This window comes from Saccharopolyspora sp. NPDC002686 (genome assembly GCF_040295745.1).
GTDB lineage: Bacteria > Actinomycetota > Actinomycetes > Mycobacteriales > Pseudonocardiaceae > Saccharopolyspora > Saccharopolyspora oryzae.
The window spans coordinates 1-2,680 of record NZ_JBEOVY010000579.1; the positions used below are offsets into that span (position 1 = coordinate 1).

2 protein-coding genes and 2 pseudogenes are annotated in these 2,680 nt (G+C 70.3%); all 4 read left to right on the plus strand.

What is annotated here, in order from left to right:
- Nucleotides 1–35: 35 nt before the first annotated feature.
- Nucleotides 36–464 (plus strand): annotated as a pseudogene (locus tag ABTZ89_RS37790) (amidohydrolase family protein); the annotation flags it as partial.
- Nucleotide 465: 1 nt separating this feature from the next.
- Nucleotides 466–1,218, plus strand: coding sequence for a metal-sulfur cluster assembly factor (locus tag ABTZ89_RS37795; protein ID WP_351054096.1), 753 nt, complete (start codon nt 466–468; stop codon nt 1,216–1,218).
- The gene (locus ABTZ89_RS37800) at nt 1,215–2,240 is read left to right on the plus strand and encodes an NAD(P)-dependent alcohol dehydrogenase (RefSeq protein WP_351054099.1); all 1,026 of its coding nucleotides are present in this window, start codon (nt 1,215–1,217) and stop codon (nt 2,238–2,240) included. The genes ABTZ89_RS37795 and ABTZ89_RS37800 overlap by 4 nt, the downstream gene beginning before the upstream one ends.
- A gap of 91 nt (nt 2,241–2,331) precedes the next feature.
- Nucleotides 2,332–2,616, plus strand: a pseudogene (locus tag ABTZ89_RS37805) (putative quinol monooxygenase); the annotation flags it as partial.
- Between the last annotated feature and the right edge of the window lie 64 nt (nt 2,617–2,680).

Consider the following 2,680-nt stretch of genomic DNA (forward strand, 5'->3'; position numbering starts at 1 on the left):
GGTGACGCCCGAGCCCGCCGAAGACCCCGTGCTACGCGTTCGACGTGGCCGACGTCGACAAGGCCGCCACCGACTTCACCGAGCTGAACTTCGTGGTGGAGCACTGCGGACTGCCGCGGTTGGAGGACTTCTGCTGGATCGCCACCCAGGAGCCGAACGTGCACGCCGGTCTCGCGGTGGCGATGCCGTTCATCCACACCCGGCCGCGCTACTTCGCGCAGATCATCGGCGAACTGCTCTACTGGCTCGACGAGGACCGCATCCAGTTCTCCAGCGACTACGCGCTGTGGACGCCGAAGTGGCTGGTCGAGCGGTTCGTGGACTTCCAGATCCCGGCGGACATGACCGAGTACGCGCCGCTGACCACGGCGCAGAAGAAGAAGGTCCTGGGGCTCAACGCCGCCGCGATGTACGACATCGAGGTCCCGGCGGGCCTCGGACTCGACGAAGAGGTGGTGGCCTGAGATGTCGCCGGAGGAGCTGGAACGGGCGGCGCGCGCGGCGCTGGGCGAGGTGCTGGACCCGGAACTGGACGAGCCGATCACCGATCTCGGCTTCGTCCGCTCCCTGGACGCGACGGCCGACGGGGTGGTGACGGCGCACCTGCGGTTGCCGACGTCGTTCTGCGCCCCGAACTTCGCCTACTTGATGGCGTCCGACGCCAAGGATGTCCTGAGCGCGCTGCCGGGCGTCGCAGCAGCCGAGGTGCTGCTCGACGACCACCACGACTCGGAGCTGATCAACCGCGGCCTGCGCGCCGACGCCGGCTACCGCGGCACGTTCGGCGACGAAGCCGAGGAAGACCTCGAAGAGCTGCGCCGGACGTTCCGCCGCAAGGCGCACGCGGCGGCGATGGAGCGGTGCCTGGGCCTGCTGCTCAAGGCCGATCCAGCGCTTGCCGAGGAGGACCTGGTCGGGGTGACCATCGCCGACCTGCCGGCCACACCGGCCACCCGGTCGTTGCTGGAGCGGCGCGCCGATCTCGGGCTCAGCACCGACCCGTCGTCCCCGGTGCTGGTGGACGATCGCGGTCGGCCCCACCCGAGGGACGAGGTGCCGTTCCGGCTGCGCTTCGCCCGGGCGGTCCGGATCTCCATCGAGGGCAACGCGCACTTCTGCCGCGGGCTGCTGCGCACCCGCTACCCCGAATCCGCCGCCGACCAGACACCCCGTGCGCGGGCGGCCGCGCACGGCGAAATCGAGGAGAACGCATCATGAAGGCAGTCCAAGTCGTCGGGTACGGCCAGCCGCTGCGGATGACCGAGGTCCCCGAACCGGAGATCACCGGCCCGCACGACGTGGTCATCAGGATCGGCGGCGCCGGGGTGTGCCGGACCGACATCCACATCCTGGAAGGGCAGTGGGCCGAGAAGTCCGGTGTCGCACTGCCTTACACGATCGGGCACGAGAACGCGGGGTGGGTGCACGCGGTGGGCAGCGCCGTCACCAACGTCGCGGAAGGCGACAAGGTGATCGTGCACCCGCTGATCACCTGCGGTCTGTGCCGGGCGTGCCGGTCCGGCGACGACGTGCACTGCGAGCAGTCGAGCTTCCCCGGCATCGACACCGCGGGCGGCTACGCCGAATACCTCAAAACCTCGGCCCGCAGCGTCGTGCGCATCGACGACTCGCTCGAACCGGCCGGGGTGGCGGCCCTGGCCGACGCGGGCTTGACGGCCTACCACGCCGCCGCGAAGGCCGCCCGCACCCTGCGGCCCGGCGACCGCTGCGCGGTGATCGGCGCGGGCGGGCTCGGCCACATCGGCATCCAGGTGCTCAAAGCCATCACCGCCGCGGAAATCCTCGTGGTCGATGCCAATCCGGCGGCTGTCGAGCTCGCCGCGTCCATCGGCGCCGATCACGGCGTCGTCGCGGACGGCAGCCAGGTGGAGGCGGTGCTGGACCTGACCGGTGGGCACGGCGCCGAAGCGGTCATCGATTTCGTCGGAGAAGGCGGCGCCACCCGGGACGGCGTGCGCATGCTGCGCAGGGCGGGCGACTACCACGTGGTCGGCTACGGCGAGAACATCGACGTCCCGACGATCGACATCATCTCCGCCGAGATCAACTTCATCGGCAACCTGGTCGGCTCCTACAACGACCTGTGCGAGCTGATGGTGCTGGCAGCGCAGGGGAAGGTCCGCCTGCACACCGCCGAATACCCGCTCGACCGCTTCCAGGACGCTCTGGACGACCTCGACGCCGGGCGCATCCGCGGCCGCGCGATCCTCACCCCGTGATCGGAATCGCAAGTCGCACCCCGCCCGCGAGCGGTGCGATGCGCGCCGGGGTAGAACGGGCCGGAAAGGCAGCAGCAGGAGGAGGAAGTCGATGATCTTCATCACCGCGAAGTTCCGCGTCAAGCCCGAGCACGCGGACCGGTGGCCCGAGATCGCCCGCTCGTTCACCGAGGCCACCCGTGCCGAGCCGGGCTGCCTGTGGTTCGACTGGTCCCGCAGCCTCGAGGACCCGAACGAGTACGTGCTGGTCGAGGCCTTCCGCGACGGCGAGGCCGGTGGCGCGCACGTCAACTCGGCGCACTTCAAGGCAGCGCAGCAGGAACTGCCGCCGCACCTGGTCGAGACCCCGCGGGTCATCAACATGGAGGTCCCGCAGCGGGCTCTCCCCCAGTCCTCGCTGGTCCGGGGTGATCACCCGCGCCTGCTCCTCCAACCTGGCG

What these genes read in the sequence shown, in the direction of transcription:
- ABTZ89_RS37795 (WP_351054096.1), top strand. Translation starts at nt 466, where the DNA reads ATGTCGCCGGAGGAGCTGGAACGGGCGGCGCGCGCGGCGCTGGGCGAG.
- ABTZ89_RS37800 (WP_351054099.1), top strand. Translation starts at nt 1,215, where the DNA reads ATGAAGGCAGTCCAAGTCGTCGGGTACGGCCAGCCGCTGCGGATGACC.